Annotated in this window: 21 protein-coding genes; 16 read left to right on the top strand and 5 right to left on the bottom strand. The window is 63.4% G+C overall.

The genetic code is table 11. From position 1 onward, the window contains the following. Positions 1–4: 4 nt before the first annotated feature. From LOY34_RS14510 to cysC, 4 genes are all read left to right on the top strand, one after another. Entirely contained in the window at positions 5–1168 is a 1164-nt protein-coding gene (locus tag LOY34_RS14510) for a sulfotransferase (RefSeq protein WP_052676523.1), read from the top strand. A 71-nt stretch (positions 1169–1239) separates the two neighbouring features. Continuing rightward, complete coding sequence (locus LOY34_RS14505) at positions 1240–2598, top strand: DUF1254 domain-containing protein (protein ID WP_176794251.1); 1359 nt, start codon at positions 1240–1242, stop codon at positions 2596–2598. A 5-nt stretch (positions 2599–2603) separates the two neighbouring features. Beyond that, positions 2604–3401, top strand: coding sequence for an SDR family oxidoreductase (locus LOY34_RS14500; protein WP_045198203.1), 798 nt, complete (start codon positions 2604–2606; stop codon positions 3399–3401). A 67-nt stretch (positions 3402–3468) separates the two neighbouring features. Next, a complete protein-coding gene (cysC, locus tag LOY34_RS14495; RefSeq protein ID WP_045198205.1) occupies positions 3469–4080 on the top strand; it encodes an adenylyl-sulfate kinase in 612 nt (203 codons plus the stop codon). 12 nt (positions 4081–4092) lie between these two features. Here the strand turns inward: cysC and LOY34_RS14490 are convergent, their stop codons facing one another. Beyond that, a complete protein-coding gene (locus LOY34_RS14490) occupies positions 4093–4305 on the bottom strand; it encodes a hypothetical protein (RefSeq protein WP_038994976.1) in 213 nt (70 codons plus the stop codon). A gap of 11 nt (positions 4306–4316) precedes the next feature. After that, positions 4317–5744, bottom strand: coding sequence for a cytochrome-c oxidase, cbb3-type subunit I (gene ccoN, locus LOY34_RS14485; RefSeq protein WP_045198209.1), 1428 nt, complete (start codon positions 5742–5744; stop codon positions 4317–4319). Between the two features lie 518 nt (positions 5745–6262). Here ccoN and LOY34_RS14480 point away from each other — a divergent pair. The 9 genes from LOY34_RS14480 (at position 6263) to LOY34_RS14440 (ending at position 16686) form a co-directional block, all read left to right on the top strand. Next, positions 6263–7801, top strand: coding sequence for a phosphopantetheine-binding protein (locus LOY34_RS14480; RefSeq protein WP_258663309.1), 1539 nt, complete (start codon positions 6263–6265; stop codon positions 7799–7801). Next, positions 7788–9365 carry a class I adenylate-forming enzyme family protein gene (locus LOY34_RS14475; RefSeq protein ID WP_093382133.1) on the top strand — a complete coding sequence of 526 codons (1578 nt, stop codon included), beginning with the start codon at positions 7788–7790 and terminating at the stop codon, positions 9363–9365. The genes LOY34_RS14480 and LOY34_RS14475 overlap by 14 nt, the downstream gene beginning before the upstream one ends. 45 nt (positions 9366–9410) lie before the next feature. Beyond that, entirely contained in the window at positions 9411–10337 is a 927-nt protein-coding gene (locus LOY34_RS14470; protein WP_258663306.1) for an alpha/beta fold hydrolase, read from the top strand. A gap of 12 nt (positions 10338–10349) precedes the next feature. Further along, on the top strand, positions 10350–11033 hold the full coding sequence (gene rpe, locus LOY34_RS14465; protein WP_045198215.1) for a ribulose-phosphate 3-epimerase: 684 nt from the start codon (positions 10350–10352) through the stop codon (positions 11031–11033). Positions 11034–11077: 44 nt separating this feature from the next. Beyond that, positions 11078–12154, top strand: coding sequence for a uroporphyrinogen decarboxylase (hemE, locus tag LOY34_RS14460; RefSeq protein WP_195886004.1), 1077 nt, complete (start codon positions 11078–11080; stop codon positions 12152–12154). After that, positions 12147–12575: a MarR family winged helix-turn-helix transcriptional regulator gene (locus LOY34_RS14455; RefSeq protein WP_038994982.1), complete on the top strand. Its 429-nt coding sequence runs from the start codon at positions 12147–12149 to the stop codon at positions 12573–12575. Before hemE ends, LOY34_RS14455 begins: the two co-directional genes overlap by 8 nt. A 104-nt stretch (positions 12576–12679) precedes the next feature. After that, positions 12680–13186 (top strand): sigma-70 family RNA polymerase sigma factor, encoded by a 507-nt coding sequence (locus tag LOY34_RS14450; RefSeq protein ID WP_045198458.1) that lies wholly within the window; start codon positions 12680–12682, stop codon positions 13184–13186. Beyond that, positions 13183–14157 (top strand): FecR domain-containing protein, encoded by a 975-nt coding sequence (locus LOY34_RS14445; protein WP_195884270.1) that lies wholly within the window; start codon positions 13183–13185, stop codon positions 14155–14157. Before LOY34_RS14450 ends, LOY34_RS14445 begins: the two co-directional genes overlap by 4 nt. A 99-nt stretch (positions 14158–14256) precedes the next feature. After that, complete coding sequence (locus tag LOY34_RS14440; protein ID WP_408980880.1) at positions 14257–16686, top strand: TonB-dependent siderophore receptor; 2430 nt, start codon at positions 14257–14259, stop codon at positions 16684–16686. Positions 16687–16690: 4 nt separating this feature from the next. Here LOY34_RS14440 and LOY34_RS14435 read toward each other — a convergent pair whose 3' ends face one another. Continuing rightward, on the bottom strand, positions 16691–17077 hold the full coding sequence (locus LOY34_RS14435) for a hypothetical protein (RefSeq protein ID WP_195886003.1): 387 nt from the start codon (positions 17075–17077) through the stop codon (positions 16691–16693). Positions 17078–17203: 126 nt separating this feature from the next. Here LOY34_RS14435 and LOY34_RS14430 point away from each other — a divergent pair, with 126 nt between their 5' ends. Further along, positions 17204–17896 (top strand): MOSC domain-containing protein, encoded by a 693-nt coding sequence (locus tag LOY34_RS14430; protein WP_195884268.1) that lies wholly within the window; start codon positions 17204–17206, stop codon positions 17894–17896. 84 nt (positions 17897–17980) lie between these two features. Here LOY34_RS14430 and LOY34_RS14425 read toward each other — a convergent pair whose 3' ends face one another. Further along, positions 17981–18796: a gamma-glutamyl-gamma-aminobutyrate hydrolase family protein gene (locus LOY34_RS14425; protein ID WP_195884267.1), complete on the bottom strand. Its 816-nt coding sequence runs from the start codon at positions 18794–18796 to the stop codon at positions 17981–17983. Between the two features lie 367 nt (positions 18797–19163). On the opposite strand from LOY34_RS14425, the gene hpaR reads away from it, so the two are divergent. Further along, the gene (gene hpaR / locus LOY34_RS14420; RefSeq protein WP_258663298.1) at positions 19164–19586 is read left to right on the top strand and encodes a homoprotocatechuate degradation operon regulator HpaR; all 423 of its coding nucleotides are present in this window, start codon (positions 19164–19166) and stop codon (positions 19584–19586) included. 161 nt (positions 19587–19747) lie between these two features. After that, on the top strand, positions 19748–20041 hold the full coding sequence (locus LOY34_RS14415) for a hypothetical protein (RefSeq protein ID WP_010222003.1): 294 nt from the start codon (positions 19748–19750) through the stop codon (positions 20039–20041). A gap of 40 nt (positions 20042–20081) precedes the next feature. Here the strand turns inward: LOY34_RS14415 and LOY34_RS14410 are convergent, their stop codons facing one another. Continuing rightward, entirely contained in the window at positions 20082–21227 is a 1146-nt protein-coding gene (locus LOY34_RS14410; protein WP_195884266.1) for a DUF1624 domain-containing protein, read from the bottom strand. Between the last annotated feature and the right edge of the window lie 160 nt (positions 21228–21387).

Here is a 21387-nt window from a genome sequence, read left to right as displayed (position 1 = left end):
CATCATGAGCGATAAGAAACAAGGCAAGCTGTCGGTGCATCCGTACATCGGCGGCAGTGCCAGCAACCTGATCCGCAATGTCATCAAGCATGGCGGCGTCAGCCGCGACAAGCTGGCGACCTTCACCCTGACACTGTGCGGCACGGCGCTGACCTTGCCGCTGCGCCTGGTGGAAACCCTGCGGTTCAACAAGGCCATCGAGCGCAGTCGCCTGCAGGAAGACCCGATCTTCATCCTCGGCCACTGGCGCAGCGGCACCACCCATTTGCACAACGTCATCAGCCAGGACAAGCGCCTGGGCTACCTGACCACCCTGCAGGCAATTTTCCCTACCTGCGCGGTGATCCTCAGCCGCCACAAGCTGCTCAAACGCATGGTTGCCAGCCTGCTGCCGGCGCAGCGGATGATGGACAACATGAAGATCGGCGTCGACCTGCCTCAGGAGGAAGAATTCAGCCTCTCGTGCCTGATGACCACCTCGCACCACTGCAACCACTTTCCGCGCACCATCCGCGAAAGTTTCGACAAGTACGTGCTGTTCCAGACCAGCCCCGACGAGGTGGCGAACTGGGAAAAGGTCTACCAGCAGGTGATCAAGAAGGCCTCGTTCCTGGCCAACGGCAAGCGCCTGGTGCTGAAGAACCCCTACAACACCGCACGGATTCCGATGCTGCTCAAGCTCTATCCCAACGCCAAGTTCATCCACATCTCGCGCAACCCCTACAACATTTATGTGTCGGCGCTGCATGACTTCGTCAAGGAAGCCGAGGAAATGGCCCTGCAGGAGTTCACCAACGAGGACTTTTCCGAGCTCTGCTACAGCCTGTACGGGAAGATCATGAATGCCTACTGGGATGCGCGCGACCTGGTGCCGCCGGGCAACCTGGTCGAGGTGAGTTACGAGGACTTTGACGAAGACCCGCTCAACGAAGTCAAGCGTATCTACCAGACCCTCGACCTGCCGCTCGAGCCTGCCGTGCTCAAGGACATCGAGGCCTACCTGGCATCGATCGCCGGCTACAAAAAGAACAAATACACCTACAGCGAGCAACAGGCCCGGGCCATCGAGGCCAACTGGGGCTTTGCCCTGGAAAAAATGAAATACAGCCTGCCGCCCGACATCGTCGTCGATAACAGCCGCGACTGGTCCTGCGACATGAACTACTGAGTGCCCTGGTTCACCCGTCAATGTCCGCGTGGGCCACAGGCTCACCCCTCTATAGCGCAGGAAGTGTGTTCATGAGCATGGCTGAAGATATCCACCAAACGGTTGCCCAGGGTCAGCAGGACTGGGCGTTCAGTGTCGGTGTGCAACTGGTGGTCTGGGGGCTGCCGATCGTCGAGTGCTGGAAATATCGCCTGGGCAAGGTGGTCGGCCACGGCGCGCAAGCGCAGGGGCAGGCGATCAACGCCTTCCAGCATATGCGTAGCCTGTCGACCCGGGCGTCGAGCAAGTTCGTCAACTCGGCCACCGATTTTCTCTATTCAACCGCGGTACTGGATTTGCACCAGGGCCCGCTGGTACTCACGGCGCCAGATTTCCAGGAGCGCTGGTACGGCCTGCAGGTGCTCGATCCGTACATGGAGACCCTGGCCAACCTCGGCACCCGCACCTATGGCCGACAACTGCCCAGCGTGGTGATTGCCAACCGTCGCGATCAGCATCGGGTGCCGGCGCAGGCCACGGTGATCTACAGCGACAGCGACTTTCTGTATGTGGTCGGGCGCATTGCCGCGGGCGATCATGAAGACCTGAGCGCGGTTAACGCCCTGCAGGACGGCCTGCGCCTGACACCGCTGCACGGCGCCGACCACCCGGGCTTTGACCTCGCGCAGGTTACCCCGGGGTCTTGTGCGCCGCTGCGCGCGGGCGATTCCAGTTGCCCGGCGGAGCTGGCGTTCTTCGAAGAGCTGGGCGCGGTGCTCAAGTTTGTCCCGCCCAGCGCCAGCGAAGGCATGTTGCTCGGGCTGATGGCCGACGTCGGTATCAGCGTTGAAAACGGCTTCGCCCACCAGAGCCTGGCACCTGCAGTGCGCGAAGGCCTGGCGCGCGCGGTGGTGCAAGCCACGGCGATCCTGCAAGGCAAGGTGTTCGAGCGCGGCGAGCTGAACAACGGCTGGAAGTTGCCGGGGGCGATCGGCAACTACGGCCATGACTACATCCTGCGTGCGCTGGTGTCGTTGCACGGCATCTGGGCCAACGTAGCGGAAGAAAGCCTGTACTTCATGGCCTGGACGGATTGCGAAGGCAACCTGCTGCATGGCGACAACCAGTATGAAATCCGCTTTGAAGCCGGGCAGTTGCCGCCGGTTGAAGCCTTCTGGTCGATCAGCTACTACGACGACCAGGGCCGCCTGACCGACAACCCGCAGGACAAGTACACGGTCAATTCGCTGTATCACCAGTTGCAGGCCAATGCCGATGGCTCGACCTCGGTGTTCATTGGCAAGGCGCCGGTTGCGCCGCCGTTCGCGGGGAACTGGCTGCCTTCGCACAGCGGCTACTTCAACCTCAACCTGCGCTGCTACAACCCGGGGCCAGCCTTGCTTTCGGGCCAGTACCGAGTGGCGCCGATCGTCCGCATACAGGGGCAGTGAAGCCGATGAACAAGATCGCATTGATTACCGGCGGCTCATCCGGCCTGGGCCTGGAGCTGGCCGGGCAACTGGCCAGAAAAGGCTATGACGTGCTGCTGCTGGCCCGCGACGAGGGCCGGCTGCAGGCGGCCAAGGCCAGCCTTGAGGCGCTGAACAGCCGGATCAACGTGCACACCTTCGTCTGTGATGTTGCCGACGAGCAGGCCATGTGCAGCACCTTTGCCACGATCAGCCGGCGCTTTGAGGCCATCGACTTTCTGATCGTCAACGCGGCGATTGCCACCATCGACCTGCTGGGCGATTACAAGAGCCTGCAGGAGGTCAACCGCAACCTGAAGATCAACCTGCTCGGCGCGGTGTCGTCCACCTACCTGGGCATCCCCTTGCTGCGTCGCGGCGCCCATGTGCTGTTCATCTCATCGGGCTTTGGCCTGGTGGGCGCGGCCGGTTATTCGTTGTACGCCGCCTCCAAGGGCGGCCTGAACAACTTTGCCGATGCCATCCGCCGCGAGCTGTTGCCGCGCCAGGTGCACGTGCACCTGGCCTGCCTGGGCGACCTGGACACGCCGATGTACGCCGGTGAGCTTGAGCATATGCCGGCCTGGATCAAGGCCAAGATGGGCCGTGGCAAGCCGATGCCCGCAGGCCAGGCGGCCGCGGCGATTCTCAAGGGCTGCTTCAGGCGCCAGTTTCGCATCAACCTGTCCAGTGACGTCAAGCTGCTGATTCTGGTGCAGAAGTTGTTACCGCAAAAACTGTCTACCTATGTCATCGACCGGGTGCTGCCGTTCCCGCCGGTTTGAACCGCCGGGCAGCCGATGACACAGCGTGAAGTGGAACTTCAACCGTTATTGCATGAGGTCGATGGACATGGGAAAAGTCGGAACCAATATCGTCTGGCATCCACAAGCGGTCGAGAAGCAGGCACGGGCCAGGCTCAAGCGGCAAAAGCCGTGCATCATCTGGCTCACCGGGTTGAGCGGGGCAGGCAAGTCGACCATCGCCAATGCGCTGGATCAGTTTTTGATCGACCAGGGCTTTCATACCTACCTGCTCGATGGCGACAACGTCCGCCACGGGCTGAACAAGGACCTGGGTTTCAGCGAAGCCGACCGCATCGAGAACATCCGCCGCGTGGGTGAGGTCTCGCGCTTGTTTGTTGATGCCGGGGTGATTGTGCTGTGCTCGTTCATCTCGCCGTTCTGCGCCGATCGCCAGCTGGTGCGCGAGCTGGTCAAGGGCGACGAGTTTGTCGAGGTCTACGTCAAGGCCAGTGTGGCCACTTGCGAGCAGCGCGATGTGAAGGGCTTGTACAAGAAGGCCCGGGCCGGGCAGATCAAGAACTTCACCGGTATCGACTCACCTTACGAGGCGCCGCAGCAGCCGGAGCTGCTGCTGGACACCGAAAGCCAGGATGTCGACGCCTGCGTCGCGCAGCTGGTGGCAGTGCTGCGCGGGCAGGGCTACCTGGGCGCCTTCTGAGCCCGGCGCGGCTCAGGCCTTGAGGGCCGCATCCGGCGCCACTGCCGGCACCGGCTTGCCGGTGGCGGCCTCGACCCGGCGGGCCACCGCCGGGTCATCGGCGAAGGGTATCAGGCTGGCCTGATCGTCCACTTCGCCGCTGTGACGCTGCAGGCAGGCGCTGGTGACCAGGTAGAAGAACAGTACGCCGCTCAGGCAATACAGTGCATACAGCCAGTCATCCATGGTCGGGCCTCCTAGGCCAGGCTGGCGTTGTTCAGCGCCAGTTTTTCATCGGCCACACGCACGGTGCGCCAGGTGTTGTAGGCCATCAGCAGCATGCCGCTCAAGAAGCACACGCCGCCGACAAAGCGCACGATAAAGCCCGGGTGGCTGGCCACCAGCGCCTCGACGAACGAGTAGGTGAGGGTGCCGTCGTCGTTGGTGGCGCGCCACATCAGGCCCTGGGCAATGCCGTTGACCCACATCGAGGCGATGTACAGCACAGTGCCGATGGTGGCCAGCCAGAAGTGCAGGTTGATCAGGCCGACGCTGTACATCTGCTCGCGGCCGAACACTTTCGGGATCATGTGGTATAGCGAACCGAAGGTGATCATCGCCACCCAGCCCAGGGCACCGGCGTGTACGTGGCCGATGGTCCAGTCGGTGTAGTGCGAGAGGGCGTTGACGGTCTTGATCGCCATCATCGGGCCTTCGAAGGTCGACATGCCGTAGAACGCCAGCGACAGCACCAGAAAGCGCAGGATCGGGTCGCTGCGCAGCTTATGCCAGGCGCCGGAGAGGGTCATCATGCCGTTGATCATGCCGCCCCAGCTGGGTGCCAGGAGGATCAACGACATGGCCATGCCCAGCGATTGCGCCCAGTCGGGCAGGGCGGTGTAGTGCAAGTGGTGCGGGCCGGCCCAGATGTACAGGGTGATCAGCGCCCAGAAGTGCACGATCGACAGGCGATAGCTGTACACCGGGCGACCGACCTGCTTGGGCACGAAGTAATACATCATGCCGAGAAAGCCGGTGGTCAGGAAGAAGCCCACGGCGTTGTGGCCGTACCACCACTGGACCATGGCGTCGGTGGCCCCGGCGTACACCGGGTACGACTTGAACCAGCTGACCGGGATCGACAGGTGGTTGACCACGTGAAGCATGGCGATGACCACGATGAAGGCGCCGAAGAACCAGTTGCCGACGTAGATGTGCTTGGCCTTGCGGCGCATCAGGGTGGCGAAGAAGACGATGCCGTAGGCGACCCAGACGATGGCCATCCACACCGCGCCGGTGAATTCGATCTCGGCGTATTCCTTGGTGGTGGTCAGGCCCAGGGGCAGGCTTACCAGCATGATCACGATGGTCGCCTGCCAGCCCCAGAAGGTGAAGGCGGCGAGTTTGTCGCTGAACAGCCGCACCTGGCAGGTGCGCTGCACGGCGTAGTAACTGGCGGCAAATTGCGCGCTACCGGCAAAGCCGAAGATCACCAGGCTGGTGTGCAAGGGGCGCAGGCGGCCGAACGAGGTCCAGGGCAAGTCGAGGTTAAGTTCTGGCCAGACCAGTTGCGAGGCGATCCAGACGCCCATGGCCATGCCGACGATACCCCAGACCACCGTCATGATGACGAATTGCCGGACCACCTTGTAGTTATAGGCCTGCGCCTGTTGATGTGTGCTCATGGCTAGTTTCCACAGTTCCTGTATGGCTCGCCCTGCCGTGGGGCAGGGGCACAGGCGCAGACTCTAGGAAGCTGCCGACATACAAAACAGACTCAGAAACCTGTGTTAACACCGGATCAGATCAAACCCCCGTATTCATTGGCCAATACGGCACCTGTTATGGGCAAGCTGTAGTGAATTACTGCTGTTCTGCATTGATCGTGCCGGTAAATGCGTGTCGCTGTGTCGCAGCCAAAACCCCGTGGAATTATCTTGACATCACCGCAAATGCGGCCGCAGAATTTCACAAACTTTGCGCGCAAAGTTTTATGCCGGACGTCAGCACACGTCCGGCAGTGGTGCGCAACCAACCTTGACGCCATCCCGCTATTCGCCCCTGTGACGGTGCTTTCGAGCCGGGACGGGGTACGCGCGCAGCGGCGGCACACTATAAGAACGAAGGGAGCAACAGATGAAGCTTTCCAAGGAACTGGTCGTCCAGGCAAAAGCAACGTTCGGGACACCGACCTACCTCTACGATGAAGCCGTGCTGCGCAACAGTTTTCAACGAGTTGCGCGATGCATTGCCGGACTGTGTGGACATCTTCTATGCGTTGAAGGTCAACCCGAACCTGTCCCTGGTAAAACTGATCCGCTCCTACGGCGGTAACACCGAAGTCTGCTCGCTGGGCGAGCTGGAAATTGCCCTCAAGGCCGGGGTCGACCCCCAGGACATCATTTTCCTCGGGCCCTATAAAAAGCCTGAAGAACACCGGCGCGCCCTGGAGGTCGGGGTGTTCGCCATCGTCGTCGAGTCCGAGACCGAGCTGCGCAAGCTCTCGGCCCTGGCCGGCGAGCTGAACTGCGTGGCGCCGGTGGCGATCCGCATCAACCCGAATTTCTCCGCCTCCGGCTCGCCGTGGAAGATGGGCGGGCGGCCGACCCACTTCGGTATCGAAGAAGACACCGCGGTGGCCAATTTCGGTGACTACGCAGCGTTGCCCAACCTGAAGATCAAGGGCATTCACGTCTACAACGGCACCAAGATCCTCGATGCGCAATCGGTGTACGACAACGCCAAGTACATCCTCGGCCTGTTCCGCAGCCTGACCCGGCGCTACAACCTGGACATGAGCATGGTCGATGTCGGTGGCGGCCTGGGCATCAAGTACTACGAGAACGAGAACGAACTCGACACCCGCCAGCTCAAGCAACTGCTGGCGCCGCTGTTCGAAGCCTTCAACCAGCAGTTCCCGCAGACCCGCATCATCGTCGAGTCCGGGCGCTTTATCGCCGGCAAGTGCGGCGCCTTGCTGGTGACGGTCGACAACATCAAGGAAAACCACGGCAAGACCTTTGCCGTCACCGATGGCGGTACCAACTGCCATGGCGCCGCCGCTGGCAGCGGCCAGGTGCTCAAGCGCAACTTTCGTATCGTCCATGCCACCGGTAGCACCGGCGCACCGCTGCGCGAATACCATATCTCCGGGCCGCTCTGTAGCCCCGACGACCTGCTGGCCCGCGACCTGCAGATCGAAACCCTGCACGAGGGCGACATCCTCGCTGTCACCGCTTCCGGCGCCTATGGCCCGTCCGCATCGCCCACCCTGTTCCACAGCCATGGCCACCCGGCCGAGGTGATCGTCAGCAACGGCCAGCTGTTCCTCGCCCGCGCCCGGCAAACCGCCCTGGACATTCGCGACAGCCATGCCGACGTACCACTGTCGGCCATGCTCGGCGCCGCACCGGCAGCGGCACCTGGCGAGCCGACGCCGATCGCCCAGGCCGCGACCCAGCGCCAGCTTGGCGAGATCCTGCGGGTGGTGCTGAAGCTGCCAGAAAACACCGTGATCAGCGCCGACTCGCACCTGCGCGACGACCTCGGCCTGGACTCGCTGACCTCGATGGAGCTGCTGGTCAACCTCGAAGACGACATCGAAGGCTTCTTCGTCAATCCCGACACCATCGCCCCGGGCCACTTCAACACCGTGGCGACCCTGGCGGGCTACATCGACGCTCATCGTCAGCCGGCGGTCGTGCGCCGGTCGCGTACCGAGGTGCAGCATGAAGGCGTCTGACGTCCTCCTGCAGCAGGTGCTGGAAACCCCCAACGGCCTGCACCCGGACAAAGCGGCGATCATCTACGCCGATGAAACCTACACCTACGCCCAGCTCGATGAAGCCAGCGGGCGCCTGGCCGCCGGCCTGCAGGTCAATGGCCTGCTGCGCCAGGAACGCGTGGTGGTGTGCCTGGGCAACCGGGTCGAAACCGTTTGTGCCTTCTGGGGCGTGCTGCGGGCCGGCGGGGTGATGGTCAACGTCGGCCTGGAAACCCCGGCCGACAGCCTCGACTACATCATTCGCGATGCCGAGGCCTCGGTGCTGATCACCACCTCGGAGAAATTCGCCAGCCTGGCGCCCGGCACCGCCGGGCTGAGCTACCTCAAGGCCATTGTATTGCTCGACGGCGAAGCCGACGCAGCCGATACCCACACGCTCGAAAGCCTGCTGGGGCAGGGCGCCGGCATTCCGCTGCCGTGCGGCAACCTTGACCTGGACCTGGCGGCGATCATCTACACCTCCGGCTCCACCGGCGCGCCCAAGGGCGTGATGCTCACCCACCGCAATATGCTCGCGGCGCTCAACTCGTTGCACACCTACCTGGGCTACCAGGCCAGCGACAATGTACTGTGCTCGCTACCGCTGTCGTTCGACTACGGCCTGTACCAGATGATCATGGCCCTGAGCGCCGGGGCCACGCTGGTGCTGGAGAAGGAGTTCACCTGGCCGATCTTCCTGATCAAGAAGATCCGCCAGTACCAGGTCACGGTGATCCCGTTCGTGCCGACCATGCTCATGCTCCTGCACGAGTATGCGCACAAGCGCGAGGCGACCTTCCCGCAGGTACGCATGGTCACCAACACCGGCGCGGCCTTGAAGGCCAACCATATTGCGCAGATGAAGGGCCTGTTCCCCCAGGCGCTGATCTTCTCGATGTACGGCCTGACCGAGTGCAAGCGCTGCACCTACCTGCCGCCCGAGGACATCGACGACAAGCCGGGCAGTGTCGGCATCGCCATCCCCAACACCGAGCTGTGGCTGGTGGACGATGAGGGCCGGCGCATCGACACGCCGCATCAGGTCGGCCAGCTGGTGATTCGCGGCGCCACGGTGATGGCCGGCTATTGGCGCAACCCCCAGGCCACCGCGCAAAAACTCAAGCCGGGGCCGTACCCGGGGGAAAGCGTGCTGTACACCGGCGACTATTGCAGCCTCGACCAGGATGGCTACCTGTACTTCCAGGGGCGCATGGACCACATGATCAAGTCGCGCGGCATGAAGGTCAGCCCCAGCGAGGTCGAGAGCTTTCTGTATGCCATCGACGGTGTCGAAGCGGCGGCGGTGGTCGGTATCGAACATGCCTCGGTCGGCGAGGGGCTATGGGCGTTCGTCACCTTGGGCCAAGGTGTCAGCCTGAGTGCCGAGCACTTGCTCGAACGTTGCCGCCATGGCCTTGAAGCGCACAAGGTGCCGCTGTCGATCAGCATCGAGGGCAACCTGCCGCGCACCGCCAATGGCAAGTTCGACTTGCAGCAACTGCAACAGACAGCGCGCCATGCGCAACTGGCCGTGGCCGGTTGAGTGGCGCTTTTTTATCGGTGATTCAGGCATACAGGATGTGCGGATATGAGTCTGGGCAACAGAGGTCGCGAGCAATCGCTGGACGTCAACGGCAACCATTTCGCCTTGCGCATCTGGGGCAATGAGCGCGGCCACCCGGTGCTCGCCGTGCATGGCTGGCTGGACAACGCAGCGTCGTTCGAACGGCTCGCGCCGCTGCTCGAGGACTGCTTCGTGGTCGCCCCGGACCTGGCCGGTCACGGCCGCTCCGAGCACCGTCGGGGTGACAGCGGCTATTACCTGTGGGAACACGCCGACGACATGAACGCCCTGGTCGAGTGCCTGGGCTGGAAGCGTTTTTCGGTCCTGGGGCACTCAATGGGCACCGGGGTTGCATCGATTCTGGCGGCGATGAACAAGTCGATCGACAGCATGGTGTTCATCGACGGCATGGGCGCACCCTTTACCATTGCCGAAGAAGACACCGTCGAGCACCTGAAAAAATCCCAGCGCCTGCTGCGCCTGGCCTTGCGTACCCGCTTGCATGGGTTTTCAGCGCCGCAATCGGCACAGTTTGGCAGCCTTGAAGCGGCCATCGGCGAGCGGCGCAACAGCATCGACGGCACCCTGTGCGCTGAGGGCGCGCGGCTGCTGGCCATGCGCGACCTGCTCAGTGTCGGCGACGGCTACCGCTGGCGCCACGACCCACGCCTGGTGCTGCCTGAGCCTATGCAACTGACCGAGCGCCAGGCTTGCGACTTTTTGCGCCAGATCAGCTGCCCGCTGCACCTGCTGCTCGGGCGCCAGGGGCTGTTTGCCGGTGCCCAGTTCGATAAAAGAAAAAACGCCTTGCCCTGGGCCACCCAGGTGCACTGGCATGAGGGCGGCCATCATTTTCACCTGGAGGAACCCGGCACGGCCTTGATCGCGCAGATCAACGCCGCGCTGCTTCAGCGTGAGCCCGGGCCGCGGCAACGATTAGTCAATGAGTAATGGAGTACACCCGTGAAAGAGTTCTGGATTGCACCGTCGATTCTGGCGGCCGATTTCGCCCGCCTCGGCGCTGAAGCCGAGCAGGTACTGGCCGCCGGTGCCGATGTCATCCATATCGATGTGATGGATAACCATTATGTGCCCAACCTGACCATGGGCCCGCAGTTCTGCAAGGCCCTGCGCAGCCACGGGATCACCGCGCCGATCGACGTGCACCTGATGGTGACGCCGGTGGATGCGATGATCCAGGCCTTTGCCGAAGCCGGCGCCGACTACATCTCGATTCACCCCGAGGCGACCCTGCACCTGGACCGTTCGCTGCAACTGATCAAGGACCTGGGCTGCAAGGCGGGCCTGGTGTTCAACCCGGCCAGCGGCCTGGACGCCGCGCAATACGTGCTCGACAAGCTCGACCTGATCCTGCTGATGTCGGTCAACCCGGGCTTTGGCGGACAGAAGTTCATCCCTGCGGTATTGCCCAAGATTGCCGCAGCGCGCAAGCTTATCGACGACAGTGGCCGGGCGATCCGTCTGGAGGTGGACGGCGGCGTCAACCTTGACACCATCGGCCAGGTGGCCGCCGCCGGTGCCGACATGTTCGTGGCCGGCACGGCGATTTTCGCCCAGGGCGATTACCGCGCCAGCATCGAGGCCTTGCGCCGCGAGATTGCCCACGCTTTGCCCAACCGCCACTGATAGGCGGTCTTTCCAACGATTCTCGCGAATCCAGTACGAGTTACCTGTCCTTGCACACTACAACCCTAATCAAGGCCTTGCTGCGTCAGCCGACAACGCATACGCCGGTCTGGCTGATGCGCCAGGCCGGGCGCTACCTGCCCGAGTACCGCGAGCTGCGGGCCCGGGCCGGGTCGTTCCTGAGCCTGGTGAAAACCCCGGACTACGCCACCGAAGCCACCTTGCAACCCTTGCGGCGTTTCAACCTGGATGCGGCCATCGTTTTTTCCGACATCCTCAGCGTGCCCGATGCCATGGGCCTGGGCCTGTATTTCGGCCATGGCGAAGGCCCGCGCTTTCGCCATCCGCTGCGTGACGAGCAGGCCATCAAGCGCCTGCGCGTGCCAGAGCCCGAAGCGCTGGACTACCTGTACCAGGCGGTGGCCCAGAGCCGCCGCGAGCTTGACCCCAAGGTGGCACTGCTCGGCTTTGCCGGCAGCCCCTGGACCCTGGCCTGCTACATGGTTGAAGGCGGCCCGCCGGGCGATTTCCAGCTGATCAAGAAGATGCTCTACCGCCGCCCGGAGCTGCTCCAGCGCATTCTCCAGGTCACCAGCCAGGCGGTGGCGGCCAGCCTCAATGCGCAGATCGAATCCGGTGCCCAGGCGCTGATGATCTTCGACACCTGGGGCGGGGTGCTGGCCGACGGCGCCTACCAGCGGTTTTCGCTGTTTTACATGCGCGAGGTGCTGGCGCGCCTGCACAAGACCCACCACGGCCAGCGCGTACCGTCGATCATCTATACCAAGGGCGGCAGCCCGTGGCTGGCGGAGATGGCCGACAGCGGCGCCGATGCCCTGAGCCTGGACTGGACCTGCGACCTGGGCATGGCCCGGCAACTGGTGGGTAACAGTGTTGCCCTGCAGGGCAACCTCGACCCCAGCGTGTTGCTGGGTGATGAGGCCTGTATCCGCCATGAAGTGCAGCGTACCCTGCAGGCCTTCGGGCCGCCTGCTGCGGGCTTTGGCCATGTGTTCAACCTGGGCCACGGGATTTCCCCGGCGACCTCGCCCGAGGCGGTGGCCACGCTGGTCAATGCCGTGCATGAACTGAGCCGTGTGCGCGGAGGTGCCTATGCTTGACCCGACCTTCGACTTCGACCGGATGCTGTGCTTCTCGCTGTACTCGACGGCCAACGCCATGGTTCGCGACTACGCCGAGCCGCTGAAAAAGCGCGGCGTAACCTACCCGCAACTGCTGGTGATGGCCGGCCTGTGGGGCCAGGACGATGTCTCGATCAGCGCCCTGAGCGAGCTGACCCTGTTCGACCTTGGCACCCTGACGCCGATCGTCAAACGCCTGGCCGACAACGGCTTCATCACCGTGTACCTCGACCCCAACGACCGTCGCCGGCGCAACCTGTTGCTGACCGACAAGGGCCGTGAGCTCAAGGCCGAGGCGGCGCAGGTGTTCAGCAACATGGCCTGCAAGATCGACCTGGGCGAGGGTGAGGTGGAGCAGGTGCTGGATGTTTGCCACCGGATCAGGGCGCGTTTGCGCTGAGCCCGCCGCGCGGGGCAAGTCCGCTTGCCCCGCGAAAGGGGATTGTGCAATCACTCCAGCATCATGATAATGAGAGTAATTACCATTAATGTGTGATCACCCTCGTGCCGAGCTCTGTCGACTCCAAGGCTATCGTCGCCCACCTCTACAGTGACCATCACCGCTGGCTGCGAGCCTGGCTGTACCGGCGGCTGAACTGCCCGGACGATGCCGCGGACCTGGCCCAGGACACCTTTGTGCGGGCCATGACCAGCAGCGCCTTGCCCGCCCTTGACCAGCCGCGGGCGTTTCTCGCCACTGTCGCCCGCCGCCTGCTGAGCAATCTGTTCCGCCGCCGGGCGCTGGAGCAGGCCTACCTCGACGAGCTGGCGAGCCTGCCCGAGCAGTGCATGCCTTCGGCTGAAGACGTGCTGCTGGTGCGCGAAGCCCTGGCTGAAATCGATCGCCTGCTTGACGGCCTGCCGCCGCGGGTGCGCCATGGGTTCATCCTGCATCGTCTCGAAGGCCTGAGCCAGCCGGCCATCGCCGAGCACCTGGGGGTGTCGCTGGCGACGGTCGAGCGTGACCTGCGCCGGGCCTTCCTGCATTGCCTGAGCGCCAGGCCAGAATGAGCAGCACACCACTGGACCGCGCTACCCACGAAGCGGTGGACTGGCTGCTCAAGCTGGAGGATGCCCCGGCCGGCAGCCCGTTGCTGCTGGCCTTCAACACCTGGCTCAAGCAATCGCCCGGCCATCAGGCCGCCTGGCAGCGGGTCAACGCCTTGCTCGACGAACCCCTGGCTGATCTGCAGCAGGCCGAGCAGCGTAGCCCCGGCCAGTTGGCCATGGCCAGCCGCAGCCTGCGCGCCTTGCCGTCGCCGTCGCGGCGCAAGGCCCTGGGCGGCGGCCTGGCGATGCTGTTGCTGGGTTTGGGCGCCGGCGCGCTCGGCAATCGCATGACGCCACTGGGCGACCTGCTCGCCGACCTGCGCACCGGCACCGGCGAGCGGCGCACCTTCACCCTGGCCGATGGTTCGCGGCTGTGCCTGAATGCGCGCAGCGCGGTGGATGTGCGCTTCAGCGCCGGGCAGCGGCTGGTGCTGCTGCGCGACGGCGAGCTGCAAGCCGAGGTTGCTGCAGAGCCGGGCCGGCCCTTTGTCGTCGCCACCCGCGAAGGCCAGGTGCAGGCCCTGGGCACGCGCTTCAGCGTGCGCCAGGAACAACAACAGAGCCTGGTCTCGGTGCAGCAGCACAGCGTGCTGCTCAGAAGCGGCAGTGCGCCCGCCTTGCGTGTGGAGGAGGGCCAGGCCTTTCGTTTCGATGGCCACGCCAGCCAGCCGCTGGCCGCGTCGCTGCGTACCCGGGCGAGCTGGACCGAGGGCCGCGTGGATGTGCGCGACGAACCCCTGGGCGAACTGATCGAAGCCTTGCGCCCGTACCGCGCCGGGCTGCTGCGCATCAGCCCGCAGGCCGCGCAGGTGCGGGTCTATGGCAGCTTTCCGCTGGATGACAGCGAACGCACCTTGCGCTCCCTGGCCGAGACCTTGCCGATCCGGGTCGACAGCTTTGGCGGCTGGTTGACCCGCATCGATGTGATCTAAATAAAAATAATTGCGATTTCCTTGAGGGGGTTTGTTGCGTGGCGTGTCCTCGTTATCGACAACAACTTTGAACGAGCCAACACCTCCATGCCCGACTCCATGATCCGTCCCAGCCTGCTGGCCCTTGCCATCGCCCTGGGCAGCAGCGCGCCACTGTACGCCGTGGCGCAAACCGACAGCCGCGTCAGCGCCAGCCAGCGCTTTGAGATCCCGGCCGGCGACCTGGGCGAAGCCCTGAGCCGTATCGCCCGGCAGTCTGGGCGGGTGCTGTCGGTCAAGCCTGCGCTGCTGCAAGGCAAGCGCTCAGCGGCGGTCAGCGGCCAGTTCACGCCCGAGCAAGCGGCCAGCCAGGCCCTCAATGGCAGCGGCCTCAACCTCAATATCACCGCCGGCGGCACCTGGAGCCTGGTGCCGGCCGAGCACAGCGGGGCGCTGGAGCTGGGCCTGACCCAGATCGTCTCCAACGCCAGTGAAGACGCCTGGGGCCCGGTGCAGGGCTATGTGGCCAAACGCACCGGTACCGCGACCAAAACCGACACCTCGGTGCTGGAAGTGCCGCAGACCATCAACGTCATCACCCAGGATGAAATCACGGCGCTGGGTTCGCAGACCGTTACCCAGGCCCTGCGCTACACCCCGGGCATTACCGGTGGCGGTTTCTCCGACCGGGTGGGGATTTTCGACGAACCGACCTCCCGCGGCTTCAGCCCGACGCCGCTGTACCTGGACGGCCTGCACCTGCCGTATGGCGGTGGCAGTACCGGTGGCGCCCTGCAGATCGACCCCTACGCGCTGGAGCGCATCGAGGTGATGAAGGGCCCGGCCTCGGTGCTCTACGGCCAGAACCAGCCAGGCGGGCTGGTCAACATGGTCTCCAAGCGCCCGACCGCGACGCCGCTGCATGAGGTCAAGATCGGTGGCGGTAGCCAGGACCGCCGCTATGGTGCCTTCGACTTCGCCGGCCCGGTGGATGACCAGGGCGAGTACCAGTACCGGGTCACCGGCATGGGCCTGGATAAGAACGGCGAAATCGACTACGTCGAACAGCAGCGCTACATGATCGCCCCGAGTCTGACCTGGAGCCCCAACGAGCAGACCCGCCTGACCATCTACGGCCATTACCAGCGCGACAACGGCGTACCCGAAGCCCAGGGCTTGCCGGCGGTGGGCACGGTGTTCGCCAGCGCCAACGGGCGGATCAAGCGCAGCCGCTTCATCGGTGAACCGGGGGTCAACGCCTACGATCGCGAGCAGTACACCTTCGGCTACGAAGTCAGCCATGAGCTGGACGATGTCTGGACCCTCAAGCAGAACACCCGCTACGCCTACGTCGATGACAAGTTTAGGGCGCCATTGCACGGCTACGCTTTCGTGCCCAACCCGGTCACCGGCGCCGACGACCAGAGCGCCATGACCCGCTTTGGCGTCGACTGGGCCCAGCGCAACAAGGTGTTCGGCATCGATAACATGGCCCAGGCCAAGTTCAATACCTTCGACCTCGCCCACACCCTGTTGATCGGTGTCGATTACTACCACTCCAACTCCCGATTCCTCGGCCTGTACGACCGCAATCCGCCGATCATCGACCTCTACAACCCGGTGTACGGCAAGCCTATGAACTTCGGCCAGCCGTTCAAATGGGACCGCACCATCAACCAGACCGGCCTGTACGTGCAGGATCAGCTCAAATGGGATAACTGGTTCCTGACCCTCGGTGGTCGCTATGACTGGGCCGAGGCCGATAACAAGGAGCCGCTCGCTGGCACCCATACCACTGTCAAGGACGAGAAATTCACCGGCCGCGCCGGCCTGGGCTACGCCTTCGACAATGGCGTCACGCCTTACCTCAGCTACTCCGAATCATTCCTGCCGCTGGCCGGCGCCGACTACGCCGGCAAAGCGTTCGAGCCGTCCACCGGCAAGCAGGTCGAGGCCGGCATCAAGTACCAGCCGCCTGGCCAGGACAGCTTCATCCAGCTCTCGGTGTACGAGATCAAGCAGCAGAACATCCTCACCGCCGATGTCAGCAACCCCGGCTTCAATAGCCAGGTCGGCGAGCTGCGTTCACGCGGTGTCGAGCTTGAGGGCAAGGCCAGCCTCACCGACAACCTCGGCCTGATCGCCTCGGTGTCGCGCAGCGACGTGGTCTACACCAAGGACAACGACGGCCGCGAAGGTCGTCATCCGTCCGGCACGCCGCCGATGACCGCAGCACTGTGGCTGGATTACCACTTCACCGGCGACACGAAGGTCGCTGGCCTCGGCATGGGCCTGGGCGCGCGTTATGTGCGCGGTAGCGACGGTACCGATTTTGCCGACGGGCATTTCAGCATCCCGTCCTACACCGTGTACGACGCCATGCTCTCCTACGACCTGCAGCAATCGCCGCTGCGCCTGAAGGGCGTGAAGGTGCAGATGAACCTGCAGAACCTCGAAGACAAGACCTACGTCAGCCGCTGCACCAGTGACGTGGACTGCTACTACGGCGAAGGGCGGACCATCACCACCGACCTGACCTACAACTGGTAAGCCTTCAGGTATCGCGCAACAAGTCATGGGCATCCAGCAGCCGGTAGGCAATCTCCGGCTGCTTCTCCAGTGCCCGGCGAATCGCCGCTGGAATGTTCTGCCGGGTCTTGCGGCACAAGCCCGGCAGGTCTTCGATCTGGATGCTGATACCGCGCATGGTCCGCACCTCGTTGAAGCTCGGAGTGATCTGCAGCCGAATCCCCAACTGCTCGTACAAGCGCCGCTGCATGTGCTCCAGGTCGTCAAGGCTGTGCAGGTTTTCCAGGCGTTCGAGCAGGCGCTTTTCTTCCTGGCGCGTCAGCAGCAGGATGCGCGGGTCCTGCAGCGTCTCGCGGCCGCAGTCGCAAGCGCCGGGCGGGCAGGGGGTGCGGGTGGGCAGGGTGGCGTTCATGCCTTGCAGCATAGCGAGGCTCGAGGACTTTTGCCCATGCCTGGCAGATCGCTATTGAGCACTGGTGCGGGCGGCGCTCAGTGATACCCTTACACTTCGCCGAACTTCACCAGGAGCGAGTCGCCCATGCTGGCGCAACAACTGCAACTGCAAAGCGTATTGACCGGGCGCGCCGTGCCTTTCACCCGTCCGGGCTCATCCAGTGCCATCGCCAAGATGCCGCGTGACGGCGAGGTCGCGGTCACCGAACTGGGCCTGGTTGGCGACGAGCAGGGCGACTTGCGCGTGCATGGCGGGGTCGAAAAGGCCATCCACCATTACCCCCGCGAACACTATGCCGCCTGGGCTGCAGAGCTGGGCGAGCATCCGCTGCTGCAGGCTCCGGGCGCCTTCGGCGAAAACTTAAGCACCTGCGGCTGGACCGAGCAGACCGTATGCCTGGGCGATCGCTTTCGCGCTGGCAGCGCGCTGCTGGAGATTTCCCAGGGGCGCATGCCGTGCTGGAAACTCAATGACCGCTTCGGGGTAAAAGACATGTCGTTGCGGGTCCAGCAAAGCGGCCGTACCGGCTGGTACTACCGGGTGCTGGAAGAAGGCATATTGGCTGCCGGCATGAACATCGAGCTGATCGCACGGCCGCATCCGCAGTGGTCGGTAGCGCGCTTGTCGTCGGTGCTGTTCGACAGGCAGGTCGACCTCGAGGTGATTCGCCAGTGCCTGGAACTGCCGCTGGCGGCTTCCTGGCGCCGGACCCTGTCACGACGTTTGGAAAAGGCCGAAGTCGAGGACTGGGCGCCGCGTTTGCAGGGGCCTGGGTGATTGGCAAGTAGCCTGTCGCGGGTCAAGCCCGCTCCCACAGCGTGTGTAAACTCGTGTGGGAGCGGGCTTGACCCGCGATTGCAATCAGGCAGCGGTACCCAGCTTCTTCACCACCTGACCCTTGGCAGCCTGCTTGCGGCAGGCTTCACCGAAGGCCTGGAACATCTTCACCGAGTCGGGGTTTTTCGCCGCTTGCCATTCCGGGTGCCATTGCACTGCGAAGAGGAAAGGCGACAGGCTCGGGGCGTGGATGGCTTCGACCAGGCCGTCTTCGGCACGGGCCAGGGGTTCGATGCCTTCGCCGAGGTTTTTCAGGCCCTGGCCGTGCAGCGAGTTGACGCGGATTTCATCGCTCTGCAGCAACTTTTGCAGCCAGCTGCCTTGCTCCAGTTTGACGCTGTGAACCGCGCTGTACTGGACATCGACCGGATCGTCCGGGTTTTCCCGGTGGTCGTTGAAGCCTGGCTCGGTGTAGACCTTCTGGTAGATGTCACCACCCAGCGCCACGTTGATTTCCTGCATGCCACGGCAGATGCCGAAGATCGGCAGGCCACGGGCGATAGCCAGTTGCACCAGCGGCAGGTCGAACAGGTCGCGGTCGCGGTCCTGGGCCTTGCCCGGGGTTTCGTTCTCCTGGCCGTACAGGGCCGGGTCGATGTTGCTGCCGGCGCCGGTCAGGTAAACACCGTCGGCCATGTCCAGGTAGGCTTCGAGGTCGTCGGTACCGCAGCAGGTCGGCACCAGCACCGGTACACAGCCGGCGTGTTCAACCAGCGGTACGATGTATTTGTGGGTCATTACCTGATAGTCGTGGCCTTTGCGCTCCTGGGAGCCCATGGTCATCAGCACGACGGGTTTGCGAAGGGTTTGATTCTTATTGCCAATGTTGCTGTTGGGCATATGTCACCTTGGGACAGGCGCAGCCTGTCATTATTGTGCAGGCGCGCTGCTGGAACCTTTGCGCTGCCTGAGGTTTCGAGCACTGCCGGTACGCCAAGCAAGGGGCTGTATCCGGTCGAAACCTGTCATATAGCTTGCCAGAGCCGTTTAATATGTCAAACGACTTCAGATTGCACGGGCGAAGCTTGAGATTGCCTGGATGCAATTATCAGCCTGCAGCCCCCGATAACCGGTAAGGCGCCTGCTGCGGCCAGTTCATTATATTTAACAAGCGTCCGGTGTATGGCCGAACCAGCGCCTGCGCGGCTTTGCTGCATCGCGCGGTTTCTCTTAAGCTGGCTGTCACCGATGACTACCAGCCTGAACCATGCCCACTCCAAGACCGTCCCTGACCCTGACCCTGTTGCAAGCCCGCGAAGCCGCCATGGCCTTCTTCCGCCCCTCGCTCAACGCCCATGGCCTGACCGAACAACAGTGGCGGGTGATCCGCATCCTGCGCCAGCAAGGCGAACTGGAAAGCCACCAACTGGCCGAGCAGGCCTGCATCCTCAAGCCGAGCATGACCGGCGTGCTCGCGCGCCTGGAGCGTGACGGCCTGGTGCGGCGCAAGAAGTCGACCCAGGACCAGCGCCGGGTGTTCGTCGGCCTGACCGGACAGGGCCAGCAATGCTTCGTCGACATGAGCGAAGACATGGAACACAACTACCAGCGCATCCTTGAGCAGTTCGGCGAAGACAAACTGCACGAGCTGCTGGGCCTGCTCAACTGCCTGAAGAACATCAAGCCCTGAGCGCCGTTTTGGCGCACTGGCCGCTGGCTACCTATACTGTGCCTATCCGCAACAGTGTGCCGTCGTTGACCGGAGCGCGGCGTCTCTGTTCCCGTGGTCGTGACTTTCTGAAGTAGCAGGACGCGAGTCGTCAATTGATAACGCTACAAAGGGGTTGGATCATGGATATTGTCAGTCTGATTATTCAGATTGTTGCCGGTGTGGTGGGCGGCAACGCAGCCGGTATGAGTAAACAAAGCATGGGCCCGTTACTCAACTCGATCTTCGGTGGAGTGGGTGGGGTGATTGTCGGGCAGATACTCGCAGCCTTTACCGGTGAACCCGGTGCGGCGGTGGCCGCGGGCGGTTCGCTGGACCTGCCGGCACTGATCAGCAGTATTGTCGGCGGCGGTGCAGGGGGCGCGGTGCTCACCTTCATCGCCGGCCTGATCAAATCAAAAATGCACCCGCAGTAAGCCTTGCCAGGCCTGCCCCTGATTGCAGGGGCGGGCCTGTTCAGAAGTACTTCAGCCAACCGATATCGCGGCGCCGGGCCTTGAGGACGGCGAACCAGCGCACCGGCGGATAGAGCACAACGCTCAAGATCATCGCCGTCAGCCATACCGACCAGACCCCGTCGAAACCAAAGTAGCTGCCCTGGTTCAGGCCAAAGCAGGCGACGCCGATCAGGTACAGCACTTTCAGTGCGTACAGGTGCAGCAGGTAGAAGAACATCGGCGCGGCACCGAATACGCTCAGCACCCGGATCGCGTGGCTGCCTTGCAGGTGCTCGAACCTGCGCAGCAGCAACAGGCCGACACCCAGGGTCAGGGCCAGGAACAGCAGCGATGGCGGGTACTTGGTGATGTTGAAAAAGCTCATCAGTGTGCGCAGCGTGGTTTCGCCAACCTGCCACCGAGCCTCGCCGTAAACGTTGAGCAGGCGCAGCAGCAGGAAACCGGCGAGGGCGCCGATACCGCACAGCAGCAACTTGCGCTGACGTGCCTGCGCATCCGCGTCTTTGGCAAACCAGGGGCCCATGGCATAGCCCAGGGCAATTACGCCGATCCATGGCAGCAACGGGTACGAGGTACGCAGGCGCAAGTTGTCGGCTACCTCGATCCAGCCACGGTCATGCAGGATCGCCCAAGGGATATGCAGCGCCGAGCCCGCAGCGAAGTGCAGCGGGTCGAGCAGGTTGTGCCCGGCGACGATCAGCACGCCGACTACCACCAGCAGCGGGCGCGGCAGCCACACCAGGCCGGCCAGGGCGATCATGCTCAAGCCAATGGCCCAGATCACCTGCAGGTAGATCACCTTGGGCGGCAGTTCCAGGGTCCAGGCCAGGCTGACCAGGGTGAACTCCAGCAGCACCAGGACCAGGCCACGCTTGAACAGGAAGGCCGAAACCGCAGCCTTGCCCTGGTGCTTTTCGCCATACAGGTAAGCCGACAAACCGGTCAGCAGGACAAACACCGGCGCACACAGGTGGGCGAGGGTACGGCTGAGGAACAGCCAGGGGTCGGTGCTGGCGACATCCATCGGGTCGCTGACCTGGCGGTGCAGAAAGAAGGTTTCGCGTACATGGTCAAGGAGCATGAAGACAATGACCAGGCCGCGCAGGGCGTCGATGCAAAGCAGGCGTTGGGTGGCGGGTGGCATGGGTGAGGTGGCGGTCGCTGAGTGATTGGGTGGTGCGTTATAACATAACTAGTATTTCTCGCAAGCAAACCAGGGCTGCTACGCAGCCCATCGCCGGCAAGGCCGGCTCCCACAGGTCCTCAGTGTTGCAGAGATCTCTGTGGGAGCTGGCTTTGCCAGC

It is taken from the genome of Pseudomonas sp. B21-009 (genome assembly GCF_024749345.1).
GTDB lineage: Bacteria > Pseudomonadota > Gammaproteobacteria > Pseudomonadales > Pseudomonadaceae > Aquipseudomonas.
The sequence above is the reverse complement of the archived record's forward strand: the minus strand, read 5'-3'. Positions and strand labels throughout refer to the sequence as shown.

What these genes read in the sequence shown, in the direction of transcription:
- LOY34_RS14510 (WP_052676523.1), top strand. Translation starts at nt 5, where the DNA reads ATGAGCGATAAGAAACAAGGCAAGCTGTCGGTGCATCCGTACATCGGC.
- LOY34_RS14505 (WP_176794251.1), top strand. Translation starts at nt 1,240, where the DNA reads ATGAGCATGGCTGAAGATATCCACCAAACGGTTGCCCAGGGTCAGCAG.
- LOY34_RS14500 (WP_045198203.1), top strand. Translation starts at nt 2,604, where the DNA reads ATGAACAAGATCGCATTGATTACCGGCGGCTCATCCGGCCTGGGCCTG.
- cysC (WP_045198205.1), top strand. Translation starts at nt 3,469, where the DNA reads ATGGGAAAAGTCGGAACCAATATCGTCTGGCATCCACAAGCGGTCGAG.
- LOY34_RS14490 (WP_038994976.1), bottom strand. Translation starts at nt 4,305, where the DNA reads ATGGATGACTGGCTGTATGCACTGTATTGCCTGAGCGGCGTACTGTTC.
- ccoN (WP_045198209.1), bottom strand. Translation starts at nt 5,744, where the DNA reads ATGAGCACACATCAACAGGCGCAGGCCTATAACTACAAGGTGGTCCGG.
- LOY34_RS14480 (WP_258663309.1), top strand. Translation starts at nt 6,263, where the DNA reads ATGAAGCCGTGCTGCGCAACAGTTTTCAACGAGTTGCGCGATGCATTG.
- LOY34_RS14475 (WP_093382133.1), top strand. Translation starts at nt 7,788, where the DNA reads ATGAAGGCGTCTGACGTCCTCCTGCAGCAGGTGCTGGAAACCCCCAAC.
- LOY34_RS14470 (WP_258663306.1), top strand. Translation starts at nt 9,411, where the DNA reads ATGAGTCTGGGCAACAGAGGTCGCGAGCAATCGCTGGACGTCAACGGC.
- LOY34_RS14455 (WP_038994982.1), top strand. Translation starts at nt 12,147, where the DNA reads ATGCTTGACCCGACCTTCGACTTCGACCGGATGCTGTGCTTCTCGCTG.
- LOY34_RS14445 (WP_195884270.1), top strand. Translation starts at nt 13,183, where the DNA reads ATGAGCAGCACACCACTGGACCGCGCTACCCACGAAGCGGTGGACTGG.
- LOY34_RS14440 (WP_408980880.1), top strand. Translation starts at nt 14,257, where the DNA reads ATGATCCGTCCCAGCCTGCTGGCCCTTGCCATCGCCCTGGGCAGCAGC.
- LOY34_RS14435 (WP_195886003.1), bottom strand. Translation starts at nt 17,077, where the DNA reads ATGAACGCCACCCTGCCCACCCGCACCCCCTGCCCGCCCGGCGCTTGC.
- LOY34_RS14430 (WP_195884268.1), top strand. Translation starts at nt 17,204, where the DNA reads ATGCTGGCGCAACAACTGCAACTGCAAAGCGTATTGACCGGGCGCGCC.
- LOY34_RS14425 (WP_195884267.1), bottom strand. Translation starts at nt 18,796, where the DNA reads ATGCCCAACAGCAACATTGGCAATAAGAATCAAACCCTTCGCAAACCC.
- hpaR (WP_258663298.1), top strand. Translation starts at nt 19,164, where the DNA reads ATGCCCACTCCAAGACCGTCCCTGACCCTGACCCTGTTGCAAGCCCGC.
- LOY34_RS14415 (WP_010222003.1), top strand. Translation starts at nt 19,748, where the DNA reads ATGGATATTGTCAGTCTGATTATTCAGATTGTTGCCGGTGTGGTGGGC.
- LOY34_RS14410 (WP_195884266.1), bottom strand. Translation starts at nt 21,227, where the DNA reads ATGCCACCCGCCACCCAACGCCTGCTTTGCATCGACGCCCTGCGCGGC.